Annotated in this window: 18 protein-coding genes; 15 read left to right on the top strand and 3 right to left on the bottom strand. The window is 43.6% G+C overall.

Going from position 1 to position 20129, the window contains the following annotated elements:
* Positions 1 to 24: 24 nt before the first annotated feature.
* From IGJ25_RS15780 to IGJ25_RS15765, 4 genes are all read left to right on the top strand, one after another.
* A complete protein-coding gene (locus IGJ25_RS15780; protein ID WP_010749105.1) occupies positions 25 to 708 on the top strand; it encodes a DUF969 domain-containing protein in 684 nt (227 codons plus the stop codon).
* On the top strand, positions 709 to 1629 hold the full coding sequence (locus IGJ25_RS15775) for a DUF979 domain-containing protein (RefSeq protein WP_005227977.1): 921 nt from the start codon (positions 709 to 711) through the stop codon (positions 1627 to 1629).
* 29 nt (positions 1630 to 1658) lie between these two features.
* Complete coding sequence (gene pcp, locus IGJ25_RS15770; RefSeq protein WP_005227979.1) at positions 1659 to 2306, top strand: pyroglutamyl-peptidase I; 648 nt, start codon at positions 1659 to 1661, stop codon at positions 2304 to 2306.
* 443 nt (positions 2307 to 2749) lie between these two features.
* Entirely contained in the window at positions 2750 to 4411 is a 1662-nt protein-coding gene (locus IGJ25_RS15765; RefSeq protein WP_231472521.1) for a peptide ABC transporter substrate-binding protein, read from the top strand.
* A 100-nt stretch (positions 4412 to 4511) separates the two neighbouring features.
* Here the strand turns inward: IGJ25_RS15765 and IGJ25_RS15760 are convergent, their stop codons facing one another.
* Complete coding sequence (locus tag IGJ25_RS15760) at positions 4512 to 4847, bottom strand: DUF3899 domain-containing protein (RefSeq protein ID WP_005227990.1); 336 nt, start codon at positions 4845 to 4847, stop codon at positions 4512 to 4514.
* Positions 4848 to 4931: 84 nt separating this feature from the next.
* Here IGJ25_RS15760 and opp3b point away from each other — a divergent pair, with 84 nt between their 5' ends.
* From opp3b to IGJ25_RS15735, 5 genes are read left to right on the top strand one after another with little or no spacing between them, the layout of a single operon-like run.
* Positions 4932 to 5873, top strand: a complete 942-nt coding sequence (gene opp3b / locus IGJ25_RS15755) for an oligopeptide ABC transporter permease (protein ID WP_005227991.1) — start codon at positions 4932 to 4934, stop codon at positions 5871 to 5873.
* Positions 5873 to 6916: an ABC transporter permease gene (locus tag IGJ25_RS15750; RefSeq protein WP_005227994.1), complete on the top strand. Its 1044-nt coding sequence runs from the start codon at positions 5873 to 5875 to the stop codon at positions 6914 to 6916. The genes opp3b and IGJ25_RS15750 overlap by 1 nt, the downstream gene beginning before the upstream one ends.
* The gene (locus tag IGJ25_RS15745) at positions 6916 to 7968 is read left to right on the top strand and encodes an ABC transporter ATP-binding protein (RefSeq protein WP_216593164.1); all 1053 of its coding nucleotides are present in this window, start codon (positions 6916 to 6918) and stop codon (positions 7966 to 7968) included. The genes IGJ25_RS15750 and IGJ25_RS15745 overlap by 1 nt, the downstream gene beginning before the upstream one ends.
* 14 nt (positions 7969 to 7982) lie before the next feature.
* Entirely contained in the window at positions 7983 to 8921 is a 939-nt protein-coding gene (locus tag IGJ25_RS15740) for an ABC transporter ATP-binding protein (protein WP_005227998.1), read from the top strand.
* Positions 8922 to 8951: 30 nt separating this feature from the next.
* Positions 8952 to 9950 (top strand): RNA-guided endonuclease TnpB family protein, encoded by a 999-nt coding sequence (locus IGJ25_RS15735; protein ID WP_010749109.1) that lies wholly within the window; start codon positions 8952 to 8954, stop codon positions 9948 to 9950.
* A gap of 145 nt (positions 9951 to 10095) precedes the next feature.
* Here the strand turns inward: IGJ25_RS15735 and IGJ25_RS15730 are convergent, their stop codons facing one another.
* Both IGJ25_RS15730 and IGJ25_RS15725 read right to left on the bottom strand, forming a co-directional pair.
* Positions 10096 to 10926 (bottom strand): NUDIX domain-containing protein, encoded by an 831-nt coding sequence (locus IGJ25_RS15730; protein ID WP_005228002.1) that lies wholly within the window; start codon positions 10924 to 10926, stop codon positions 10096 to 10098.
* 50 nt (positions 10927 to 10976) lie between these two features.
* A complete protein-coding gene (locus tag IGJ25_RS15725) occupies positions 10977 to 11252 on the bottom strand; it encodes a hypothetical protein (protein ID WP_005228003.1) in 276 nt (91 codons plus the stop codon).
* Between the two features lie 207 nt (positions 11253 to 11459).
* On the opposite strand from IGJ25_RS15725, the gene IGJ25_RS15720 reads away from it, so the two are divergent.
* The 6 genes from IGJ25_RS15720 to abc-f all read left to right on the top strand — a co-directional run bounded on the left by IGJ25_RS15720 (position 11460) and on the right by abc-f (position 19813).
* The gene (locus IGJ25_RS15720) at positions 11460 to 11621 is read left to right on the top strand and encodes a hypothetical protein (protein WP_438779432.1); all 162 of its coding nucleotides are present in this window, start codon (positions 11460 to 11462) and stop codon (positions 11619 to 11621) included.
* An 18-nt stretch (positions 11622 to 11639) separates the two neighbouring features.
* On the top strand, positions 11640 to 11948 hold the full coding sequence (locus IGJ25_RS15715) for an immunoglobulin-like domain-containing protein (protein ID WP_438779431.1): 309 nt from the start codon (positions 11640 to 11642) through the stop codon (positions 11946 to 11948).
* Positions 11949 to 12276: 328 nt separating this feature from the next.
* Complete coding sequence (gene metG, locus IGJ25_RS15710) at positions 12277 to 14283, top strand: methionine--tRNA ligase (protein WP_225000620.1); 2007 nt, start codon at positions 12277 to 12279, stop codon at positions 14281 to 14283.
* A 262-nt stretch (positions 14284 to 14545) separates the two neighbouring features.
* Positions 14546 to 17224: a cation-translocating P-type ATPase gene (locus tag IGJ25_RS15705; RefSeq protein ID WP_005228006.1), complete on the top strand. Its 2679-nt coding sequence runs from the start codon at positions 14546 to 14548 to the stop codon at positions 17222 to 17224.
* A 171-nt stretch (positions 17225 to 17395) separates the two neighbouring features.
* Positions 17396 to 17824: a hypothetical protein gene (locus IGJ25_RS15700; protein WP_005228008.1), complete on the top strand. Its 429-nt coding sequence runs from the start codon at positions 17396 to 17398 to the stop codon at positions 17822 to 17824.
* Positions 17825 to 18319: 495 nt separating this feature from the next.
* Positions 18320 to 19813, top strand: a complete 1494-nt coding sequence (abc-f, locus tag IGJ25_RS15695; RefSeq protein WP_225000619.1) for a ribosomal protection-like ABC-F family protein — start codon at positions 18320 to 18322, stop codon at positions 19811 to 19813.
* Positions 19814 to 20129: the final 316 nt, after the last annotated feature.

Raw genomic sequence — 20129 nt, 5'->3', positions numbered from 1 at the left:
AACTTATCGTGAAAGGATGATTTGATGGAATGGATTAAATTAATTGGTATTCTAGTTATTTTAGTCGGCTTTTTGCTGAAGCTAGATACTATTGCTGTCGTAATCGTTGCTGGTTTTGTCACCGCGCTTGTGTCGGGGATTTCTGTTGTTGATTTTTTAACAATGTTAGGAGAAGCGTTTGTCAATAATCGACTCGTTACGCTGTTCTTACTGACACTACCGATGGTCGGCTTGTCAGAACGTTTTGGCTTGAAGCAGCAGGCAGTCATATTGATTGAAAAGATCAAAGGCTTAACACCAGGGAAGTTCTTGAGCTTGTACTTGTTTATTCGAGAACTTGCTGGCTTTTTCTCTATTCGGATCCAAGGACATACACAATTTATCCGCCCGATCGTTAACCCGATGGCGCAAGCTGCTGGGGAAAACAAATTTGGGGAACTGGATGAAAAAGATCAGGAAAAAATCAAAGCTCGGGCTGCCGCTAACGAAAACTTCGGGAATTTCTTTGCCCAAAATACCTTTGTGGCTGCTTCTGGTGTGCTATTGATCGTAGGAACATTGCAATCTCTTGGCTACGATGTGGCAGCTAGTTCGATCGCGCAAGCCTCATTGCCGATCGCATTGATCGTCTTAGTCATTGCTACGTTGTCGAACTTGCTCTTTGATCGTAAATTAGCAAAAAAATATGGCAAGAAGGAGGACAAATAGATGGAAGGAATCGTTAACGGATTACTGGAATTCTTTTATATCTTGATCGGATTGCTGTCGATCATGACGGCTGTACGGGTTTTTCGCGAAGCGGATCATCCCACCCGATTAGGCACCTCTGCTTTTTGGTTACTGCTAGGGATCGTCTTTGCTTTCGGGAATTTCTTGCCGTATCTTGTGGACGGGATTTTGATCGTTTTGATGGGCTGTTTGACCTTCTTCAAACAAGTGCAGATTGGTAAAATCGTGGACGTGGATGATGAAAAAGCAGAAGCATCGGCTAAACGGATCGGTAGTACGATCTTCGTGCCATGTATCAGCTTAGCATTGATCGCTGTGGTGATTTCTTATACACCATTAGGAGGCCAAGTTGGAATCGGGATCGCATCGATCTTAGCGCTCTTGTTGGCAGTCGTGTTGACTTCCGCTAAACCGAAAACAGTGCTGGACGATTCCGACCGGATGCTTCGTCAAGTCGGAACTGCCGGTATCTTGCCGCAGTTATTAGCAGCACTAGGTGTCATTTTTAACGCTGCTGGTGTCGGTGATGTGATTTCTCAAGGAATCTCTGGTGTCGTGCCAGAAGGCAATCGTTTTATCGGTGTCGTGGCTTACTGTTTAGGAATGATGATCTTTACTATGATTATGGGAAATGGCTTTGCGGCATTTACCGTTATTACCGCAGGCATCGGTGTACCTTTTGTGATGGCGCAAGGCGGCGACCCAGTCGTTGCTGGTGCGTTGGCAATGACCGCTGGTTTTTGTGGCACATTGCTGACTCCGATGGCAGCCAATTTCAATGCACTGCCAGTGGCCTTGTTAGAGATGAAAGACCCCAATGGCGTCATTAAAGCACAAGCCCCAATTGCTTTATTATTGTTAGTGATCCACATCGCTTTAATGTACTTTTGGGCATTTTAGTGGAAAACAAAGAGGGAAGGATGATGGAAATGAAACTACTAATTACCGGATTTGATCCATTTGGCGGAGAAGCAATCAATCCTGCCTTAGAAGCAGTGAAATTGTTGCCAGATACAATTCATGGTGCACAGATCGTGAAAGCAGAGATCCCCACTGTATTTGGGAAATCAGCAGCGATCGTCGCAGAGAAAATTGAAGAGATCCACCCAGATGTCGTTTTAAACATTGGCCAAGCGGGTGGACGGTTTGCCATCTCACCAGAACGAGTGGCGATCAATGTGGATGATGCCCGGATTCCTGATAACGAAGGCAATCAACCCGTCGATGAAGCGATCCAAACAGAAGGGAAGCCTGCTTACTTCACACAACTGCCGATCAAAGCAATGGTAGAAAACATGAAAAAAGCAGGAATACCTGCAGCCGTTTCTAATACTGCTGGAACCTTCGTCTGCAACCACATCATGTATCAAGTACAATACATGATTGATACAAAATACCCTGAAATGAAGGGTGGTTTTATCCACGTGCCGTTTATTCCTCAGCAAGTCGTCGATAAAGCAGGACAGCCTGCAATGAGCATCGAAGACATCGCCAAAGGATTGACTGCAGCGGTGGAAGCCATCGTTGATTATGCCGACAAAGAAGATCTAAAAGCAATTGGCGGCGCGATCCATTAATCATTAAAGAGGACATCCTTTCGGGGATGAAACAAATGTCTTTAAGGCGAGAAGACCTGATCAGCAAGCATGCGATCAGGTCTTTTTTTGGACTATTTTGATAAAAATCATTGGCGATTTCTGTATGTTTACCCTTCTATCAGACATTTCTCATTTTGACGGATCAAATGAAAAAGAAAGACGGAAAACGAATGTAAGTTACATTTAACCATGTTTTTTTATTATTTTTTTTGCTTTATTTCTTATAAATAAAGAAAGGAAAAATAGCATTTAACGAATGTTTGATGAGAGTAAGGTAAGTAAATACCAAGAAAACTTTCTGTCAGAGGTGTTTTTTATCGAAAAAAGGATTGCTTTTTTAATAATTATTAATTAAAATCTTATCTAACTTCAGAAATCGCATGATTATTCTGAAAATTAATTCAATTAAGGGGTAGGACAGGATGAAGAATAAATGGGCCTATGGTTTAGTGGCTGTGTGTGGCGTGACGTTAGCCGGTTGTACAACGGGCGGAACAAATAGTTCAAGCAATGACACAGCAGCAAGCGGCGACAGCAGTGCAGAACAAGTGTTTAACGTAGTGGTTTCACAAGAAATGCCAAGTGCGGATCTCTCATTAGCAACCGATACGATCAGCTTCAGTGCATTGAACAATGTATATGAAGGACTGTATCGTTTGGATGCTGACAGTACACCACAACCTGCTGGTGCAGCTGAAGCAGCTGAAGTCAGCGAGGATGGACTGACTTACAAGATCAAATTACGTGAAGATGCGAAATGGTCAAATGGTGACCCTGTTACAGCAGCAGATTACGTCTATGGGTGGCAACGGACAGTCAAACCTGAAACAGCATCAGAATACGCGTATCTATTTTCACCAGTTAAGAACGCAGATGCCATCACAGCAGGCGATACGGATCCATCAGAGCTAGGCATCAAAGCAGTGGGGGATTATGAATTAGAAATCACCCTAGCAAAAGCAACACCTTACTTTGACTACTTATTAGCATTCCCATCCTTCTTCCCACAAAATCAAAAAGTGGTAGAAGAAAATGGCGATCAATATGCGTCAACTAGCGACAATGCTGTCTATAATGGACCGTTTGTCTTGACTGGGTTTGATGGACCAGGAACGGATACGGAATGGGCTTATGAAAAGAACGACCAATATTGGGACAAAGATACTGTTAAATTACAAACGATCAACGTAAGCGTCGTGAAAGAATCCTCAACTGCCTTGAACCTTTTCCAAGATGGACAAGCAGATGATGTCATCCTAACAGGTGAATTAGCGCAACAAATGGCTAACGATGAAGCCTTCGTTTCTCAACCAGAAGCAACGACTTCTTACCTAGAATTGAACCAACGTGATGAAGATTCACCTTTCCGTAACGAAAACTTACGTAAAGCGATCTCTTATGCGATTGATCGTGATGCCTTAGTGACATCGATCTTAGGGGATGGTTCGATTGCTTCAACTGGGTTGGTACCAGAAGGTATGACCTTCAGCCCTGGCGATCATACGGACTTCACGGAAGCAGCTGGCAGTGTCATTGAATACAATGAAGAGCAAGCCAAAGAACATTGGGAAAAAGCCAAAGAAGAATTAGGGATCGATTCATTAGAATTTGATATCTTAGCTTCTGATACAGACTCAACGAAGAAAATCATTGAGTACTTGCAAGATACGATCGAAAAAACATTGGACGGTGTGAAAGTCACGTTAAGTCCAGTACCATTCTCTGTTCGTTTGGATCGTTCAAACGCTGGTGATTTTGATACAGTAATGGGCGGTTGGGGTGCTGACTATGCCGATGCAAGTAGCTTTACTGACTTGTTTACGACAGGCAACTCATACAACCGTGGACAATGGAGCAACGAAGAATACGATGCAGCCGTTGAAGCAGCGGGTACAACCAATGCCAATGACCCTGACAAACGTTGGGAAGACCTAGTCAATGCAGAAAAAATCATTATGAATGAACAAGGTGTCATTCCAGTTTATCAAAAAGCGGAAGCACACTTACGTGCAACAAAAGTCAAAGGTGTTGTTGCTCACGCAGCGGGCGCACAATACGACTACAAGTGGACATCAATCGAATAATCACGAGTAGTTGACTTGAAATGCCGAAGAAAAGGCTGGGACAATTTCTTGTCTCAGCCTTTTGCTTCTCATTTCAATGAGTAAAACTATAAGAATGAAATTAACTAGTAGCAATCATTAAAAAGAGCAATGAAAGGAATAACAAGAAGACACCAGGCCATAACCAAAAGGCGTAGCTCTGTTTGCCGACTTGGGATAATTTCAGATAATCTGTTTTATTTTTGGAAAAAGCTTTCTTCATGGAGTATTGAAAATGGTCAAAGAAACCAGAAGCAAATACCCATAAAAAACCGCCAATGATCAAAAAGAACAGCGCCCACAAGAAAAGGGCATCTGAAAGAGCTGCTATGGAAAATTCATTTTTTATGGCTAACCATCCGCCAGAAATTGCGAGGCATAGGAGGGGTATGAGCCCACTACTTTTTTTTATTTTCATGATCTGACTCCTTTTTAATGATTCGTACTATGTTAATTTACATAATTATTGAATAGAAGTCAAAATACTTAAGGGGGAAACTGCGTGAACAGCTTTTTGAAATATTTATTGAAACGAGTGTTCTACATGGTCTTAACATTATGGCTGATTGCCACGATCACCTTTTTCTTGATGCAATTTTTGCCAGGAACACCATATACGAATGCTGAAAAATTAAGTCCAGAACAAATTGCCTTGCTAAATGAGCAAGCAGGATTGGACAAACCGATCATTACCCAATATTGGCTTTATTTGACCAATTTACTAAAAGGTGACTTTGGGATCTCTTTCCAATTTAAAAACCAGCCAGTAGCGAATTTATTATCAGGAAGAATCGGACCTTCACTGCAACTAGGGCTACAAGCGATCATCTTTGGTACGTTCTTTGGGATCATTTTAGGAACGATCTCTGCGATGAAACAAAATACTTGGATCGATACAACGTCTACCTTAGTGGCGATCTTAGGACGTTCGATCCCTAACTTTGTCTTTGCCGTGTTGCTGCAATACATTTTTGCCATCAAACTAGGGATCTTACCGATTGCTAAGTGGGAGACTTTTGCCAGCACGATCCTACCGACCGTCGCCTTGGCGATGTCGCCGTTAGCGGATTCCGCCAGGTTTATTCGAACCGAGATGGTGGAAGTGCTGCATAGTGATTATGTCGAGTTGGCACGAGCAAAAGGGTTGAGCCGCTGGGAAATTGCCTTCAAGCATGGTTTGCGGAATAGTTTGATTCCGTTATTGACGCTGTTAGGACCGCTAGCTGTCGGTTTGATGACGGGTTCTCTTGTCGTAGAAAATATTTTTGCGATCCCAGGTATCGGTGAACAGTTCGTAAAATCAATCATGACCAATGACTATCCAACGATCATGGCGGTAACAATTCTTTATTCCGCGATGTTGGTCTTTGTTATTCTTGTTGTTGATATTTTATATGGAATCGTTGATCCGCGGATCCGAGTTTCAGAAGGGAGTCGTGGCTAATGGCAGAGAAACCTTACACAGCAAATGATGTTGCTGCCATCGATGCAGCCAAATTTCAACCGTTACAAAAAAATACCAATGAAGAGCGTGAAGCGATCGCAACCCCTTCATTAACGTTTTTCCAAGATTCATGGCGTCGTCTGAAAAAGAACAAAGCCGCTGTTTTCTCAATCATTTTGTTGCTGATCATTATCGCGATCTCAATCATTACGATTTTTGTCTCGCCACATGATCCAACTGCGCAAAATGTGACCTTTACAAATCTGCCGCCGAAAATTCCTGGTATCAACATCAATGGCTTAAACGGCTATGCGATGGTGGGAGGCGAGCTAGTAGATAAGTATGCAGCTGCCAATGTTCCTGACGGGACGTATTTCCTTTTAGGAACGGATGGCTTGGGTCGTGACCTATTGAGTCGTCTATTTGTAGGAACACGTATTTCCTTGTTGATCGCGTTTATCGCGGCAATGCTTGACATTATCTTTGGTGTAACCTATGGCCTGATCTCTGGTCTTTTAGGTGGACGGATCGATAATGTGATGCAACGTTTTCTAGAAATCTTATCTGGTATTCCCAACTTAGTGGTAATGATCTTGATGTTGGTGGTTTTTGAACCTGGGATCTTCTCGATCGTGGCAGCAATGGCGATCACTAACTGGATTCCAATGGCGCGGATCGTACGGGCCCAAACGATGAAACTAAAAGATCAAGAATTCGTTTTAGCCGCAACGACGCTGGGTGAAAGTCGCCTCAAGATTGCGATGAAACACGTATTACCGAATATTTCCAGCGTGATCATCGTACAAATGATGTTCAGTATTCCCTCGGCGATTTTCTTCGAGGCCTTCCTAAGCTTTATTGGGCTAGGATTAAAACCACCTTCAGCATCTTTAGGGATGTTACTAAGCGATGGCTACAAAACCTTCTTGTTCCTGCCTTACCAAATGTGGGTACCAGCTGTGACCTTGTCTGTGATTATGATTGGGTTCAACTTGCTGGCAGACGGTTTGCGTGATGCCTTTGATCCGAAAATGAAAGAGTGATTGCTATGAAAAAAGTCTTAGAAGTGAAAAACTTAGAAATTTCTTTTGACACCTTTGCTGGGAAAGTCCAAGCGATCCGCGATGTCAGTTTCGATCTATACAAAGGAGAAACCTTGGCGATCGTGGGCGAATCTGGGAGCGGCAAGTCCGTGACGACCCGCAGTATCATGGGGTTGTTAGCCAGCAATGCCAATGTCGATAATGGCCAGATCCTCTTCAATGGGACGGACATTTTGAAAAAATCCGAAAAAGAACTGCAAAAAATCCGTGGCAAGGAAATCGCCATGATTTTCCAAGATCCAATGACTTCATTGGACCCAACGATGCCGATTGGCAAGCAAGTGGCAGAATCATTGATGAAGCACAACAAAATCAGTAAAAAAGAAGGCTTGCGACAAGCGTTGGAACTATTGAACCTTGTCGGCATCCCGAATGCTGAGAAACGCTTGAAAAATTATCCGCATCAATTTTCTGGTGGTCAGCGGCAGCGGATCGTCATTGCGATCGCGTTGATCTGTTACCCGCAGATCTTGATTGCAGATGAACCAACGACTGCATTGGATGTAACGATCCAAGCACAAATCTTAGAGTTATTAAAAGATATCCAGAAGAAAATCAATTCGTCCATCGTCTTCATTACCCATGACTTAGGGGTCGTTGCCAATGTGGCGGATCGGGTGGCCGTGATGTACGGTGGGAAAATCGTCGAAGTGGGGACCGCAGAAGAGATCTTCTACAACCCGCAACATCCATACACTTGGGGCTTGTTAGGTTCGATGCCGACGTTAGAAGGAACAGGCGATCGCTTGTACGCGATTCCTGGTTCACCTCCAGATTTGTTAGATCCGCCAACAGGCGATGCTTTTTATCCACGGAACGAGTTTGCCTTGCAGATCGATGCTGAACAGCAACCGCCATTCTTTGACGTCTCACCGACGCACAAAGCGGCCACTTGGCTATTAGCGCCGCAAGCACCGAAAGTGACTCCGCCGGATGAGATCTTGATTCGCTGGAAAAAATTCCAAGAAAAAAATACTCAGGCATCTGTCTAAAGGAGGAGAAACGGTTGGAAAAAGTTTTACTTGAAGTAAAGAATCTCAAACAATATTTTAACGTTGGCCGCAAAGACGAAGTCAAAGCCGTCGATGATATCTCCTTCCAAATCTATGAAGGAGAAACCTTTGGTCTAGTCGGTGAATCTGGAAGCGGAAAATCGACGACTGGACGGACGGTGATTCGCTTGAATAACCCTACCGGAGGCGAAGTTCTTTTTGATGGACAAGATGTTATGAAAATCAAAGGCAAGAAACCGCTGGCTGATTTTCGCCGGGAAGTTCAAATGGTCTTCCAAGATCCTTATGCTTCCTTGAACCCACGGATGAAAGTTCGGGACATTATTGCCGAAGGGATCGATATCAACGGATTAGCCAAAAATGAAAAAGAACGCAATGATCGGGTGGATGAACTTTTGCGAACGGTCGGACTAAACCCAAGTCACGGGACCCGTTATCCCCATGAATTTTCAGGTGGACAACGTCAGCGGATCGGGATCGCCCGCGCGTTAGCTGTCGATCCAAAATTCATCATCTGTGATGAACCGATCTCGGCATTGGATGTTTCGATCCAAGCCCAAGTCGTCAACTTGCTGCAAGATCTGCAAGAAGAACATAAATTGACGTACTTGTTTATCGCCCATGATTTATCGATGGTCAAACACATCAGCGATCGGATCGGCGTGATGCACAACGGCAAACTGCTAGAAGTAGGCACCAGCGATGAAATCTATCATTACGGGGTCCATCCGTATACTGAAAGTCTTTTATCAGCGATTCCGCTGCCAGATCCTGACCATGAGCGTCAACGCAAGCGGATCAAATACGTCAGCGAACCAAACGATAACCAAGAACGAGCAATGGAAGAGATCGCACCAGGACATTTCGTTTATGCCACGAAAAAAGAAGCCAAGATCTATCAAGAAAAGTTAGCACAAAAAAAGGGGAACTAGCGTCAAAGGTATAGGGAGTGTTAGGAGGAGATGAAACTGGGTGTTTTAAAAGCATACAAATTTCGGATCTATCCTAATGGACAGCAAAAACAGTTTTTCATCGAAACCTTCGGCTGTGTACGTTTTACGTACAATCAACTGCTAGAGGCAAAGATGGAGGAGCTGGCCAACAATGAAGCAAAGCAAGGGTTGACGCCAGCCAAACTAAAAAAGGAGTATCCTTTTTTGAAGGAGACCGATAGTTTGGCATTGGCGAATGCACAACGGAATCTGGACCGAGCGTTTCGAAATTACTTTCAAAAGCGGGCTGGCTTTCCAAAAATGAAAACCAAAAAAAGTATCTGGCAATCGTATACCACCAATAATCAGCAGCACACCATTTATTTTGAAGACGATCAAATCAAGCTGCCAAAGCTTAAAACATTGGTTCCCGTAAAAAAGCATCGGGCGATCAAAGGGAAGATCAAATCGGCAACGATCTCAGCAAAAAACAACGAAGAGTTTTACATCTCGATCCTTTGTTTGGAAGAGATCCCGCCATTGCCGAAGCAGCAAGCCTCTGTCGCTGTTGTTTATGATCCGCAGCAGTTGGTCAAAGCCAACCAGCCGATACCCATCACCTGTGAGCATGCCATCCAAACGAAGCAAAAGCTGACGCGAGCAGAACGCAAACTTCAAGTGAAAGCGACGGCGGTCAAACGGAAGAAAATCCTTTTGACCCAGGCGCGAAATTATCAGAAGCTAAAAGGAAAGGTCGCTCGCCTTTATCGTTTTCACTGCTGTCAAAAGCGGGAATTCATCGATCAAGTCAGCTACCATCTCGTAAAACAGTACGATACGATCTATTTGGAACAAATCGCAGAAGATACGGTTTTAAAAGCTGGTCATTACAGCATCAGTGATTGGCATCAATTCGTTCGTAAAATCCAGTACAAAGCGCAGTGGTACGGCAAAGAACTGCGTTTTGTCACGTTGGATACGCAGGACCAACAGAAGCTAGAACGGCTCTCAGGCGAAATGAGCAGCTGAGCCGCTTGAACTGGAAGGAACGCCAGGGATCGCCTAGGGTATAGAAAAAATCTTTCTGATTTTTGTTTCTAGGAACCACGTTCACTAATTATGATTAACCAGCAACCCCCTGCCAAACTACGGTCTGACAGGGGGTTGTATTTTTTTACATTTTGTCACCTAAAAATGCGTCATTTAAGCGATAGATCTTTGAGGGACGCCCGATGCCGACGGGCTTTTCGCCAACTTCCGTAAAATATTGGAGCATGGATTTTTTGAAGTTGGAATGATCGATCATTTTAAAATCGATCCCTAAAAACTTGGCGAATACTTTACGGGCTTCCGTGATCGTAAAGTCTTTGCCTAACACGAGCAGCACTTGTGGCTCGTGTTCCATCTTGTTGGCAACCCGTTTGAAAGCTTTGAGGATGATCGCGCTGTGGTCAAAAGCCAACGTATCTTTTCCAACAGAGGCGCCAGTCACTAGGTCAAGAATGATCTCGATCTCGCCGCTGGTCAAATAAATTTGATTGGCTTTTCTTTCTAAAGAGAACCAGCGTACTTGGTTCGCATCGTCACCGGCACTTAAGGGTTCTTCACCGATAAAAGCCAAATAGCTGACGGTGATCACCCAACCGCGAGGATCGCGATCTGGGGTGCTGAAGGTATGCAGCTGTTCGATGTTTTGCTTGGAGATGGTGACCCCGATCTCTTCTTGCGTCTCACGGATCACACTTTGCCCTGTCGATTCATTGGGATTGACGAAGCCTCCCGGCAATGCCCAAGAATTACGGAAAGGGTGGCCTTTTCTTTGGATCAGCGCAATTTTTAATTGTTCTTCTTCTTTGTTGTAACACATCAAAACCATATCGACGGTTACGGAAGGTTTCTCGTATTTCGGCTGATCTTGCGCCTGATACCATGTAAGAAACTCTGCTTCTGACGCTTCTTTTTCATAGTAGTGTTTTTCAGCTGATTTTGAGGTAAATTCTTTCATTGGTTTCTCCTGCCTTAGATAAAGTAAGTAGCTGAACGCGACGGTTTTCCTTAACGGAAAAAATAAGGAACGATCAAATTAAGGAAAAATAATGCGAGATAAAGCCAAGAAGACGGCGGGTGTTCTTTGAGTGCTGAATAGCCCCAAAGAGCGATCCAGAGCAAAAAAAGCACACGGAGGACTGCCATCGCTGTTGCAAAGAGCGCAGCATAATCATGGCTATTGAAGTACGCAAACAAAAAGGGGTAACTTGTGGTTGAAAAAAGCAAGTGTCCCACAGAAAGCACAGTTAAAAGCAAAAAATGCTGTTTGTTTTTTCGAGTCATAGCGTTCCTTTCTATAAGTGAAGTCTTCCTCATTATAGCAAAAGAAGCACCTGTTAATCAAAGACCGTCTGCAAGAAGCTTTTTCAGATCCTTTTTCTCAAAAAAAGCAATAAATGACTAGAAATGCTGCTGAAAAGGCACGAAATAGGTATACTAGAGGAAAGAAGGTGAGCCACAGAGAATTCTTTCGAGAGGGGGGACAAAGAGGTGAAGACAATCAAGTTTCTCGTTTTTCTATTGCTGTTGTTGATCATTAGTGGCTGTACCCGTTTCCGTCAGCTGCAAGAGCAGCCGACGGATTTGATGGTTGGGCAAAGTGTCAATCGAATCCCTGCCGATACGTTTATGGGGCCCCCATTCCCTCAATAAGCAACCCTTCGTCTGGAAGTGGAAACCAGCACAGCAACATCCGGACGCTTCAAACTGTACAATCATTCCGATCAGAGGGTGATCTACGACAACTATTTTGCAGTGGATGTTTTCGAGGGGGATGAATGGCGGGAGCTCCTTTTTAAAGAAGACGTGGTTTTTCAAGACATCGGTCATTATGCCTCTGCCCACAGTCAAACAACTTTACTAATCAATTGGTCGAAGTATTTTGGCACCTTGTCGAAAGGAACCTATCGCTTGATCAAAGAAGTGACGATTGAAGAAGAGGGACCACAAACGCTGATGATAGAATTTATGATCGAATAAGCGCTAGTTGCCGCTTGGAAGACACAAAACGATCAGAAAAAAGAAGCAACTCCCTCACTAGCACCCTTTGTATCTAAGCAAGATTCTTCCCCTAGAACATTGAAGTGAACGGCTATCTGCGCTATGATAACTAGTAGAAAAGAAATGCTCAAATCTGCTGGTTTATTTGCTGCGTGTTAAGGACCAAAACGATTCCTTTGTTCCTTGTAGACCATGGAAAAAGGTCTTAGGTTATCCGCTTTTTTGATTAAAATTATAGCATTTTTGGGTTGCGAACTGTATACTACCTAAGTATACACTTTACTAGTGAAAAGGAGGACTTGCGTCCATGGCTGAAAAAGAAACATTCTATATTACGACGCCAATTTATTATCCAAGCGGCAAGCTGCACATCGGGAATTCTTACACGACGATCGCTTGTGATGCGGTAGCACGATACAAACGATTGATGGGCTTTGATGTCTTTTATTTGACGGGTGTCGATGAGCACGGTCAAAAAATCGAGAAAAAAGCAGAAGAACTTGGCGTAGATCCGCAAGAATACGTCGACAAAATGGCAGCTGACGTCAAGAAACTATGGAACACACTAGACATCAGTTACGATAAATTTATCCGCACAACGGATGATTACCATAAAAAAGCCGTTCAAAAAATCTTCCAGCAATTGCTTGATCAAGGAGATATCTATCTTGGTGAATATGAAGGGTGGTATTCCGTTTCTGATGAAGAATACTTTACTGAAACGCAATTAGCAGAAGTTTACCGAGATGAAGAGGGCAAAGTCATCGGCGGTAAAGCGCCAAGCGGTCATGAGGTAGAATTGGTGAAGGAATCTTCTTATTTCTTCCGCATGAGCAAATATGCCGATCGTTTGGTTGAATACTATGATGAGCACCCAGAGTTCATTCAACCAGAATCACGTAAAAATGAAATGCTGAATAATTTCATCAAACCAGGGTTAGAAGACCTGGCTGTTTCCAGAACGACCTTTAAATGGGGCATCCCAGTCACTGCTAGCCCTGAACACGTGGTGTATGTGTGGATCGATGCGTTATCCAACTATATTACGGCATTGGGCTATGGCTCAGACGACGATTCCTTGTTCCAAAAATACTGGCCAGCTGACGTGCATATGGTTGGGAAAGAAATCGTGCGTTTCCATACAATCTATTGGCCAATCATGCTGATGGCATTAGACTTGCCATTGCCGAAAAAAATCTTTGGTCATGGCTGGTTGATGATGAAAGACGGCAAGATGTCGAAATCTAAAGGCAATGTCGTTTATCCAGAAATGTTAGTGGAGCGCTACAGTTTAGATGCGTTGCGTTATTACCTCTTACGGGCGGTTCCTTTTGGTAGCGATGGTGTATTTACACCAGAAGATTTCGTTTCTCGTTTGAACTACGATCTAGCCAATGACTTAGGTAACCTGTTGAATCGGACGATCGCTATGATCAATAAATATTGTGATGGCTTAGTCCCAGATTATGCCTCAAAAGTGACGCCTTTTGATAGCGAGCTGTCAACGACTGCGGCCAATGTGGTTGGTCGTTACCATGAAGCCATGGATAAAATGGAATTCAGTACGGCATTGTCAGAAGTTTGGACATTGATCTCCCGTGCCAACAAATACATTGACGAAACTCAACCATGGGTATTAGCCAAAGAAGAAGAAAAGCGTGCTGAATTAAACAGTGTAATGGTTCATTTAGCGGAAAGCTTACGCATCGTTGCGATCTTATTGCAACCGGTGATGACAGAAACATCAGCCAATATTTTCCAACAATTAGGATTGGCTTCTGTTGCCATGGATCTGAAAGATTTACGCTTTGGTGAATTTCCAAGCGGTACGAAAGTCGTTGCCAAAGGCACACCGATTTTCCCTCGTTTGGAACTTGAAACAGAAGTAGCCTACATCCAAAAGAAAATGGCTGAAGGGACACAAAGTCCAGAAGAAACAGTCAAATGGAATCCAGAAGAAACCACATTGCAATCCGAAAAAGCTGAGATCAAATACGAAGACTTCGACAAGATCGAATTAAAAGTGGCAGAAGTCGTTGACTGTCAAAAAGTCAAAGGCGCCGACAAGCTGCTGCAATTCCGCTTAGCTGCGGGAGATGATCAAGATCGTCAAATTTTATCGGGGATCGCTGAATTTTATCCAGAACCGCAAGATTTGATCGGTAAAAAAGTCGTGATCGTTGCTAACTTGAAACCGCGGAAAATGCGGGGACAAGTCAGCCAAGGAATGATCCTTTCAGCAGAAGACAATGACGGTCGTCTGCAAATCGTGGAAGCACCAAAAGGCATGCCAAACGGCTCGATCATCGCCTGATTCATAGGAGAAATCCTTCTGCTAGTTTCAGCAAAAATAAAATTGCCAGACCTGAAAAGTTTTTGTATAATGTAGGTTATTGACATGAACATGAGGGAGTAATTGGCGGATTTTATCTGCGGCAGTATCACCATCCTGAAAGAAATTTCTGGTGCTGTCTTAAACAGTGAGACTTATGTATGCTTAGACAGTGCATACATAAGTCTATTTTTTTTCATATCATGTACAATAAAGGAAGAGTAAATATAAAAGGAGGAGAAACATGTCAGAAGAAAACAAAAAGGAACAGCTATCGCAGGCGTTTTATGCGCAAGAAGCGCAGCATGTTCTGGAAGAAATGCAAACAGATGCCAATGGATTAACGAACGATGAAGCACAAAAACGCTTATCTGAGTACGGTCCCAACGAATTAGAAGAAGGCAAAAAGAAATCGATGGTACAAAAATTCTTTGAACAATTCAAAGATTTAATGATCATTGTTTTGCTAGCGGCGGCGATTATCTCAGCAGTCGTTTCCCATGAAGTCGTGGACTCAATTATTATTTTAGCAGTTGTCATTATCAACGCGATCATGGGTGTCGTTCAAGAGGCGAAGGCGGAGCAGGCGATCGAAGCACTAAGAGAAATGTCTACACCAAATGCCAATGTGTTGCGTAATGGTCATACCGTCACCATCAAGAGCGATGAATTGGTGCCGGGGGATATTGTCCTATTAGAAGCTGGCGATGTCGTACCGGCAGATTTACGCCTTTTAGAAGCAAGTTCTTTAAAAATTGAAGAAGCTGCTTTGACCGGTGAGTCCGTACCAGTCGAAAAAGAATTGACCGTCATCGAAGGGACGGATGTCGGGATCGGCGATCGCGTCAATATGGCATATTCAAACAGTAATGTGACCTATGGCCGCGGCAAAGGGGTCGTGGTCAATACAGGGATGGGAACTGAAGTTGGGAAAATCGCTGGCATGCTGGCTAGCGCCCAAGAAACCGAAACACCATTGAAGCGTAACTTAAATGAACTAGGAAAATTCCTGACGATCGCCATCATTATCATTGCAGTGATCATGTTCTTTGTTGGAACGATCTTTAACAATACGTCATGGGTCGACATGCTATTGACTTCGATCTCATTAGCAGTAGCGGCGATCCCAGAAGGGCTGCCAGCGATCGTAACGATCATCTTAGCCTTAGGTACGCAAGTAATGGCGAAACGAAATGCAGTGATCCGTAAATTGCCAGCGGTTGAAACCCTTGGGGCAACCGATATTATCGCTTCTGATAAAACTGGTACGTTGACGTTGAATCAAATGACCGTGGAAAAATTGTATGTCAATGACAAGCAACATGCTGCTTCAGAAGATATTCCGTTAGACAACATGGCATTAAAAGTCATGAACTTTGCCAATGATACAAAATTTGGTGAAGAAGGCAACTTGATCGGTGATCCGACTGAGACCGCATTGGTGCAATTCGGGATGGATCAAGGATTCCATGTGCGAGATCTTGTCAATCAAGAACCACGGGTAGCAGATCTGCCATTTGATTCTGACCGAAAACTTATGAGTACGATCCACCAACAAGAAGACGGCCGCTATTTAGTTGCTGTCAAAGGCGCACCAGATGTCTTGCTAGGCAGAACCTCAAAAGTACTACTGGACGGCCAAGAGCTGCCGATGACCAATGAAGAAAAAGAAAAAATCTTATTCAACAATACCGATATGGCAAAACAAGCACTGCGGGTATTGGGGATGGCCTACAAATATGTAGACCAAGTACCAGAAAACTTAGAATCAGAAATCGTCGAAAATGATTTGGTCTTTGCTGGCTTAGTCGGAATGATCGACCCAGAACGGGCAGAAGCAGCCGATGCGGTACGTTTAGCCAAAGAAGCTGGGATTCGTCCAATCATGATCACCGGAGACCACCGCGATACAGCTGAAGCCATTGCGGGACGTTTAGGGATCATCAAACCGGGCGATGATGATGCCGTCCTGACTGGCGCTGAACTCAATAAAATGAGCGAAGAAGAGTTTGCCCAAAAGGTAGCGAACTACTCAGTCTATGCACGGGTATCACCTGAACATAAAGTTCGGATCGTCAAAGCTTGGCAACAAGAAGGCAAAGTCGTTGCCATGACTGGTGACGGGGTCAACGATGCACCCTCACTGAAGCAAGCCGATATTGGTGTCGGCATGGGGATCACAGGTACCGAAGTTTCTAAAGGTGCTTCCGATATGGTCCTAGCAGATGACAACTTCGCTACGATCGTCGTAGCAGTGGAAGAAGGACGAAAAGTCTTCTCCAATATTCAAAAAGCGATTCAATACTTGCTAGCCGCTAACCTAGGGGAAGTTTTGACCTTGTTCTTAGCAACCTTGTGGGGTTGGGACTCGCTATTGCCGATCCACTTGCTTTGGATTAACCTAGTAACGGATACCTTCCCAGCAATTGCTTTAGGAATGGAGCCTGCTGAAAAAGATCTAATGAAACATGCACCGCGGGGACGCAGTTCCAACTTCTTCTCTGGTGGTGTGATGAGCAGTATCATCTACCAAGGGATCTTAGAAGCGGCGACCGTGCTGTTCGTTTATTGGTCAGCGATCCAATGGCCCGTTCACAATACGTACGATGCGATCCATGCCGATGCCTTAACGATGGCCTTTGCCACGTTAGGATTGATGCAGTTGTTCCATGCCTTCAACGTCAAATCGATCCATCAGTCGCTCTTTAAAGTAGGGGCATTTAGAAACAAAGCCTTCAACTGGGCGATCCTGTTGTCCTTTGCGTTGATGCTGGTGATCTTCATCGTGCCAGGATTAAATGATATCTTCCGTGTTGCACACCTTGACTTGTATCAATGGGGCATCGTTTTAGGCGCCTCCTTTGCGATCATTCCAGTCGTTGAGATCGTCAAAGCGATCCAACGAGCAATGGGACGCAAATAAGCCAAAAATAAACGGAAAAACAATCAATGGTCTGCTGTCCTTCTCCCTTGGCAGCAGACCTTTTTTTGCTGGCTTATTTTCGATAAACCCTACGGCTGTTACTTGACCTTTTCATTTGCAGTAAGAAACGGTAAAATAGGAGATAATAACAAAGAAAGTAGGGGACCCACTGTGCGACCAAACTTAGGTTTTTATGTACAAACAATCAACGATCTTGTCAAAGAAACAGAAGCGATCGGGGAGAAAATGAATCCCAATTATGAAGAGATCCGCAAAGCGATCGACGAGAAGAAAGAAGCCGAGGTAACACCTGAGCGGCTAGCTGAGATTACCAGAATTTTTAAAGAAGGCACGGACAAATACCGCTTGATGCTGGAAAAAATCAGCAAATTGCGTCCCCCAGCGAATGTGATGGGGATCCATAAAAAATTCGAACGGGCGTATATGAAATATGTTGCTGGCTGTGATGAGATGATTTTGAGTCTCGATAACAAAATCGACCAAGAAGCCTTTGATGCGGCAGAAGCCAAGCAAGATGAAGCAACCGACGAAATTTCTTTTGCCATTCAACGGATGACGGCTTTATTGTTAAAAAAGTGATAAACATTCAAGTTAAACAAGAGTTATTTAATTTAACTGTTATGTTTTTCACATGTAAAGTTTTTTTATCGGAGGTATAATGAATTCACAACCAACAACCTTTTTATTTTTCATTTTACTCCTTTTGCCATCAGGACTAACCAACCTGATGGTTTTTTTGTGTTTCAAGTGTTTTTTAATGAAACGTTTCCAGCGATAACGGGTTTAGTTTGTGAATAAAATATAAATGAAAAGCAGCAGGGGGTACTGAACTTGCGCTTTTTTGCCGATCAATGCTATACTTAGGGCACTATTAAACGAAATGAGGGATCCTCCATTGAAAAATTAACCAATTTGTTGAAAGCTGCATGAAACTGTTCCTCCAAGGGGATAGTCTGCAGATTTTCAGGATTGGTTGACTTTTTCGATGGGGGATCTTTTTGTGTACCTCTAAAAACTGATTCTGAAAATAGCTTTAGGTCTACTCTATTCCGTGAATAGAGACGAGGTATATTTATGTCGAATATCAGTATTAATCATTTAACTTTTGGCTTTGACAGCCAAGAACGGTTGCTTTTTGAGGATGCCAACTTGAACCTTGATACACAATGGAAATTAGGGGTGATTGGCAGAAATGGTCGCGGCAAAACGACCTTGCTGCGTCTGCTACTCAATGAATTGCCTTATAGCGGCTCGATCACCCATGAGCAGCAATTCGTTTATTTTCCCTTACCTGTCGCTGACGATCAGCAACTGACGCTTTTTGTTTTACAGGAATCTGGCGAATTTGAGCAGTGGCGTTTGGAACGGGAATTGAACCTGCTGCAGCTTGATCCAGAAGTTCTTTGGCGGCCCTTTGCCACTTTATCTGGCGGCGAGCAAACGAAAGTCCTGTTGGCGCGGTTGTTCGTTGATGAAGAGAATTTTCCTTTGATCGATGAACCAACCAACCATTTGGATGTGACCGCTCGCGAACATGTTGCCCGCTATTTGCAGCAAAAAACCGGGTTTATCGTTGTGAGCCATGATCGACAGTTTGTCGATGACGTCGTCGATCATGTATTGGCGATCGAAAAAAGCCGCTTGGTGCTGTACAAAGGGAATTATTCAGTCTATGAGCTGCAAAAGCAGCAAAAAGATGCGTATGAGCAAGAACAAAACAGCAAGTTGAAAAAAGAAATCGGTCGTTTGAAGCAGACGGCAGCCGAGAAAGCGGAGTGGTCCCGAGGACGCGAACGGGACAAATTAGGGTCGCCGACCAAAAAAGGCAGCGGGGCAATCTATGATACGGGGGCGATCGGTGCCCGAGCGGCACGGACCATGAAGCGCTCGAAAGCGATCGTTAAACGGATGGAAGATCAAATTCAAGACAAGTCTGCGTTGTTAAAAGACATTGAGTGGATTGATCCTCTGAAAATGACTCCGCTTGTTAGCCATCATGATGTGTTGCTGGAAGCAGAGCATTTTCAACTTGGCTATGAGCAGCCTTTGTTTAAACCGCTGACGTTTGCGATCCGTCAAAAAGAGCGCTTGGGGATTCAAGGGGCCAACGGATCTGGCAAGTCCAGTTTGATTGCGAGTATTTTAGGTACTTTCGATGGACAGCAGACAGGGACGATCAAAACAGCCCATGGGATCACCATCAGTTATGTCCGACAAAACTACGAGGACAACTGTGGGATGCTGACAGAATTTGCCCAAGAGCATGGCTTGAATTATCAAGATCTGCTAAATAACTTAAAAAAGCTTGGCTTGGAAAGAGCTGTCTTTCAAACGCCGATCCAGCAAATGAGCATGGGGCAGCGTAAACGCGTGGAACTAGCCAAATCATTAGCGACACCAGCAGAATTGTTTATCTGGGATGAACCGCTAAATTATTTGGACGTCTTCAATCAGAAGCAATTAGAGGAAGTGATCCATTTGGTGGAGCCTTCTATGCTAATCATTGAACACGACCGTTATTTTCTTGAGCAAGTTTCAACGAAATTGCTGACGCTGACGGATGACTGAGGCGAAGGATAGAATGAAAAAGGATGATTGTTTTTTTAATAACCATCCTTTTTTTGTTATTTTAAAAGAAGAAATACTGATGGTCTTAGTAAACAATTACTAAAGGTGCTTTTGGACAAAAAGTCGCGTAAAAATAGTGTTAACATCAATGGATACTGAAGGATTGATAATTTTTACCCGTTTTTCATGAAAATTTTCTAAAAACGTTAAAATGTTCGTGTTTACTGGCTAGAAACTGCGTTGTTTGGCTCATTGTTTTCTCATTAAAAGGTAAATTAATTAAAAATTCTTTCATAATTCCCAATGATTTTTACAA

The sequence above is a fragment of the Enterococcus sp. DIV0240d genome, from assembly GCF_051711245.1.
GTDB classification, from domain to species: domain Bacteria; phylum Bacillota; class Bacilli; order Lactobacillales; family Enterococcaceae; genus Enterococcus_D; species Enterococcus_D casseliflavus.
This window is presented reverse-complemented; position numbering and strand designations above follow the sequence as displayed.

Coding starts and splice junctions, on each gene's coding strand:
- IGJ25_RS15780 (WP_010749105.1), top strand. CDS start 25: ATGGAATGGATTAAATTAATTGGTATTCTAGTTATTTTAGTCGGCTTT.
- IGJ25_RS15775 (WP_005227977.1), top strand. CDS start 709: ATGGAAGGAATCGTTAACGGATTACTGGAATTCTTTTATATCTTGATC.
- pcp (WP_005227979.1), top strand. CDS start 1,659: ATGAAACTACTAATTACCGGATTTGATCCATTTGGCGGAGAAGCAATC.
- IGJ25_RS15765 (WP_231472521.1), top strand. CDS start 2,750: ATGAAGAATAAATGGGCCTATGGTTTAGTGGCTGTGTGTGGCGTGACG.
- IGJ25_RS15760 (WP_005227990.1), bottom strand. CDS start 4,847: ATGAAAATAAAAAAAAGTAGTGGGCTCATACCCCTCCTATGCCTCGCA.
- IGJ25_RS15750 (WP_005227994.1), top strand. CDS start 5,873: ATGGCAGAGAAACCTTACACAGCAAATGATGTTGCTGCCATCGATGCA.
- IGJ25_RS15735 (WP_010749109.1), top strand. CDS start 8,952: ATGAAACTGGGTGTTTTAAAAGCATACAAATTTCGGATCTATCCTAAT.
- IGJ25_RS15730 (WP_005228002.1), bottom strand. CDS start 10,926: ATGAAAGAATTTACCTCAAAATCAGCTGAAAAACACTACTATGAAAAA.
- IGJ25_RS15725 (WP_005228003.1), bottom strand. CDS start 11,252: ATGACTCGAAAAAACAAACAGCATTTTTTGCTTTTAACTGTGCTTTCT.
- metG (WP_225000620.1), top strand. CDS start 12,277: ATGGCTGAAAAAGAAACATTCTATATTACGACGCCAATTTATTATCCA.
- IGJ25_RS15705 (WP_005228006.1), top strand. CDS start 14,546: ATGTCAGAAGAAAACAAAAAGGAACAGCTATCGCAGGCGTTTTATGCG.
- abc-f (WP_225000619.1), top strand. CDS start 18,320: ATGTCGAATATCAGTATTAATCATTTAACTTTTGGCTTTGACAGCCAA.